This is a genomic window from Micromonospora acroterricola, from assembly GCF_003172955.1.
Classification (GTDB): Bacteria; Actinomycetota; Actinomycetes; order Mycobacteriales; family Micromonosporaceae; genus Micromonospora; species Micromonospora acroterricola.
The window spans coordinates 1-4,075 of sequence record NZ_QGKR01000060.1 but is presented as its reverse complement, the minus strand read 5'-3'; the positions used below and the strand labels follow the sequence as shown (position 1 = coordinate 4,075).

General features: G+C 73.6%; 6 protein-coding genes. 3 read left to right on the top strand and 3 right to left on the bottom strand.

Annotated features, from left to right (window positions below; all coding sequences use genetic code 11):
- Positions 1–693 (bottom strand): hypothetical protein (locus tag DKT68_RS00880; RefSeq protein WP_109815534.1); only part of this gene is annotated, 693 nt, incomplete at its 3' end.
- A 131-nt stretch (positions 694–824) separates the two neighbouring features.
- Here DKT68_RS00880 and DKT68_RS00875 point away from each other — a divergent pair.
- From DKT68_RS00875 to DKT68_RS00865, 3 genes are all read left to right on the top strand, one after another.
- Positions 825–1,256, top strand: coding sequence for an OsmC family protein (locus DKT68_RS00875; protein WP_109815533.1), 432 nt, complete (start codon positions 825–827; stop codon positions 1,254–1,256).
- A 151-nt stretch (positions 1,257–1,407) separates the two neighbouring features.
- Positions 1,408–1,755 carry a metallopeptidase family protein gene (locus tag DKT68_RS00870; protein ID WP_201748843.1) on the top strand — a complete coding sequence of 116 codons (348 nt, stop codon included), beginning with the start codon at positions 1,408–1,410 and terminating at the stop codon, positions 1,753–1,755.
- 109 nt (positions 1,756–1,864) lie between these two features.
- Entirely contained in the window at positions 1,865–2,587 is a 723-nt protein-coding gene (locus tag DKT68_RS00865) for an AIM24 family protein (RefSeq protein WP_109815531.1), read from the top strand.
- A 48-nt stretch (positions 2,588–2,635) separates the two neighbouring features.
- Here the strand turns inward: DKT68_RS00865 and pheA are convergent, their stop codons facing one another.
- A complete protein-coding gene (gene pheA, locus DKT68_RS00860) occupies positions 2,636–3,592 on the bottom strand; it encodes a prephenate dehydratase (protein WP_109815535.1) in 957 nt (318 codons plus the stop codon).
- Positions 3,593–3,602: 10 nt separating this feature from the next.
- On the bottom strand, positions 3,603–4,075 hold a 473-nt coding region (locus tag DKT68_RS00855), incomplete at its 5' end, for a hypothetical protein (protein WP_109815530.1).

Here is a 4,075-nt window from a genome sequence, read left to right as displayed (position 1 = left end):
GTCGGCCGGCGCGGGCAGGCCGTCCTCGTCGACCGGATCGCGATCCCGCCGGCGGCGCCAGCCGCGTCCGGCCGTCGTGTCCGCGACCCGGTCGTCCTCCGCAGGTCCGGTCGGCGTGCCGGTCGGGGCGGCCGGCGCCAGCCGCAACGCGACACCGAGCAGCACGCAGGCGGTGAACGCCATCACCAGGCCGCGACCGTACTCGACCCCGAAGCCGTCCTGTGGCGAGTAGTAGAGGCTGCGCTCACCGGGATCGTCGAGCGTGCCGGTGGCGGCGGCCAGGAGCGCCAGCAGGGCGCCGGCGAGGGTGAGCCCGACCAGCCGGGCGTTCGGCCGGACGGCCGCCGTGCCTCGCAACGCCAGTGCCACGGTGCAGACCAGACCGAGCAGCCCGACCAGGTAACCGACACCCAGGCCGCCGACCTCGGACACCCCGACGGGCACCTCGATCGTGCTGTTGCCCTCGGGGCCGCCGTTCGGCAGCGTCATCACCAGCCACTCCCCGACCAGCGAGGCGACCCCGGCCACCGCGCCGAGCCCGGCGAGCAGCAGGGGCAGTCTCGGGTCCCGGGTGAGGCCGACCAGGGAACGGCCGAACCGGCGCGGCCGGCCCGGGTCGTCGGCGCCCCACTCCAGTACGGCCGGGGCATCCGACCGGTCGCCTTGCCGGGGGATCGGCAGCTCCTCGGACATCGGCCATCCTTCCGCCGGTCACGGGCCTGCGTCGAATCATGGCACAGCCGACCGGTGGTGACCGGAATCGCAGGGCGGGCGTGGGTGCGGGCCGGTCGCTCGGCGGTCGCCTTTCCGCTAGCGTTCTGGTCATGCCTATCCGTACCGCTTCCGCACAATGGCAGGGCAATCTCACCGAGGGGTCGGGCACCGTCCGCACCGGTAAGGGCGGCCTGTCGGGCAACTACTCGTTCAAGTCGCGCTTCGAAGAGGGCGAGGGCACCAACCCCGAGGAGCTGATCGCCGCCGCGCACGCCGGCTGCTTCTCGATGGCGTTCTCGAAGGCTCTCGCCGACGCCGGCACGACGGCCACCTCTGTCGAGACCACCGCCAAGGTCCACCTGGACAAGACCGACGCCGGGATGACCGTGACCCGCATCGACCTGGAGACCGTCGGCCAGGTGCCGGGCATCGACGACGCGGAGTTCCAGAAGCTCGCCGAGGCCGCCAAGGCCAACTGCCCGATCTCCCGCCTGCTCTCGCCGGGCGCCGAGATCACCCTCTCCGCCCGCCTGGCCTCCTGAGCCGGCCGACCCCGTACGCCGCACGTTCACGGACAGAGTCTCCGCCCGCTCCCGGGCGGTCGCTCTCTCCGTGGACGCGCGGATCTCCGGCCTCGGGGCACATCGTGACCGGTCGTCCGGTTCGGCGTCGGGCACAATGGGTGGGATGCCGGTGGAGATGACCCGCGAGCGCTTCGAAGAGTTGGTCGCCGACGCCCTCGACGAGGTCCCCGAGGAGCTGCTCGGCCTGATGAGCAATGTGGTGATCCTGGTCGAGGACGACCCGCCGCCGGGCGAGCCCGACCTGCTCGGCCTCTACGAGGGGCACGCGCTTACGGAGCGGGGCTGGGACTACGCGGGCGTGCTGCCGGACCGCATCTCGATCTACCGCCGCCCGATCCTGCGGATCTGCGACAACGACGAGGACGTCGTCGACGAGGTGGCGGTGACGGTGGTGCACGAGATCGCCCACCACTTCGGCATCGACGACGCGCGGCTGCACGCGCTGGGCTGGGGCTGAGCCGCGCCGTCCGCTGCCCGTCCGACGCGCCGCTCGGCTGATGGCCCGTGGTTGCCCTGGTCGCCTACGGTCGGTGCAGCGACCGCGACCTTTTCAGGAGGCACCTTTCATGCGCAGCGAGCTGTTCTCCGCGGAGAATCTGGAGAAGGAGTCCGCGCAGCCCGGCATGCGGCTGCAGAACTCGAAGATGTTGAAGATCGAGCTCAACGGCGAGGCGATGGCCCGGGCCGGGTCGATGGTCGCCTACCAGGGCCAGGTGCAGTTCCAGGCGCTGGGCTCGGGCGGGCTCGGCAAGTTCCTCAAGCAGAAGCTCACCGGCGAGGGCGTCCCGCTGATGAAGGTCTCCGGCCAGGGTGACGTCTTCCTCGCCGAGCTGGCCAAGGACGTGCACATCATCGACCTGGAGCCGGGCGACTCGCTCTCCATCAACGGCTCCAGCGTGCTCGCCTTCGACTCCACCCTCCAGTACGACATCAGGATGGTCGGCGGCGCCGGGATGGCGTCGTCGTCCGGCCTGTTCAACTGCGTGTTCACCGGGTACGGCCGGATCGCCATCACCACCAGGGGCACGCCGGTGGTGCTGAACGTGGACGCGCCGACGTACGTCGACCCGCAGGCGGCGGTCTGCTGGTCGGCCAACCTCCAGACCGGCTACCACCGCGCCGAGCAGCTCGGCCTCGGCACGCTGCTCGGGCGGCGCACCGGCGAGTCGTTCACGATGAGCTTCGCCGGCCAGGGCTTCGTGGTGGTGCAGCCCTCCGAGGAGCCGCCGATCCTGGGTAGCGGCGCCCAGCAGCAGGAGGGTGGCCTTCTCGGCGGCCTGCTGAGCTGACCACGCCGGCGCCGGCGCTCCCGACCCGGGGGCGCCGGCGCCGTCCGTTCAGCTCAGCTCGCCGGTGCGCAGCCGGGCCAGCCAGGCCGCCGCGTCCGCGTAGTCGACGTCGGAGAGGCCGGCCGGCGCGGGCACCGGCCGCTCACCCGCCGCCTCCGCCCAGCGGTGCCGGGGGTACGACCCCAGGAACCGGACGTCGGCGCAGACCCGGCGCAGCCCCTGCAACGCCTCGCCCAGCCGCACGTCGGCGACGTGCCCTGTGCAGTCGAGGAAGAACACGTACCGGCCGAGCGCCTCGCCGGTCGGGCGGGACTCGATCCGGGTCAGGTTGACCCCCCGGACGGCCAGCTCCATCAGCACCGACAGCAGCGCGCCGACCCGGTCGTGGGCGATGTACACCGCGAGCGAGGTGAGATCGTCGCCGGTCGGCGGCGGAGGCGGCCCGGGCCGGGAGACCAGCGCGAACCGGGTCACCGCGTCGGGGTGATCGGCGATCTTGTCGGCGAGGACCGCGAGGCGGTGCCCGGTCGCCCCGATCGGGGCACAGATCGCGGCGTCGTACTCGCCAGCCGCGGCGCCCGCGGCGGCGGCTCCGTTGGAGAGCACGTCGACCACCACCGCGTCGGGCAGGTGGTCGCGCAGCCAGCCGCGGCACTGGGTGGACGCCTGCGGGTGGGCCGCCACCGTGCGGACCGAGGTCAACGAGGTGCCGGGCCGGGCGCCGAGCACGAACTCGACCGGCAGGATCACCTCCCGGGTGATCACCAGCGGCTCGCCCTCGGCCATCTCGTCCAGGGTGACCCCGACCGCGCCGCCGATCGAGTTTTCGAGCGGCACCAGCGCGGCGTCGGCGTCGCCGGCCCGGACACTGTCCAGTGCCTCCCCGACGCTGCGGGCGGGCGTACGGCTGCCGCGCTCGGCGGCGGGGACGGTGCGCAGGGCCTGTTCGGCGAAGGTGCCCTCCGGACCGAGGTAGACGAAGCGCGTCGGCGGTGTTCCTGGCATGCCGACCAGCCTACGCACCGGGCCCGACGACCGGACCGGCGTCGCAGGCGAGCGTCCGGATGCCGGCCGGGCCGGTGGCCCGTACCTCGACGGTGCACACGTCGGTGCCGGCGGTGACCAGCTCCGGCCCGGCGGGCCGACCCCGGGTGACGACCTGGAGTTCCTCGTGCCCGGTCACCTCCACCACCGTGTACTGCCAGTCGGCGGCGCAGAGCGGCCCGGTGCGTACCCGGACCCGGACGTTGTCCGGGAGGACGCCGGCCCGCCCGCGCAGGAGCTGCACCACCCGCTGCCCCGTCGGCCCGTTCCGGCAGGCCGTCGCGACCAACCCGGGGTCCGCGGTGGCCGTCACGCCACCGACCGGTGGTCCGGTCGGCACGGTGGTCGGCGGGGCGCTCGCGGTGCCGGTCGGACCGGCTGCCGTCGGGGTCGCGGCACGGGTCGGCGTGGCGGACGGGGCGCGCAGTTCGGGTGGGGCGCCGC

Coding starts and splice junctions, on each gene's coding strand:
- pheA (WP_109815535.1), bottom strand. CDS start 3,592: ATGCCAGGAACACCGCCGACGCGCTTCGTCTACCTCGGTCCGGAGGGC.
- DKT68_RS00865 (WP_109815531.1), top strand. CDS start 1,865: ATGCGCAGCGAGCTGTTCTCCGCGGAGAATCTGGAGAAGGAGTCCGCG.
- DKT68_RS00875 (WP_109815533.1), top strand. CDS start 825: ATGCCTATCCGTACCGCTTCCGCACAATGGCAGGGCAATCTCACCGAG.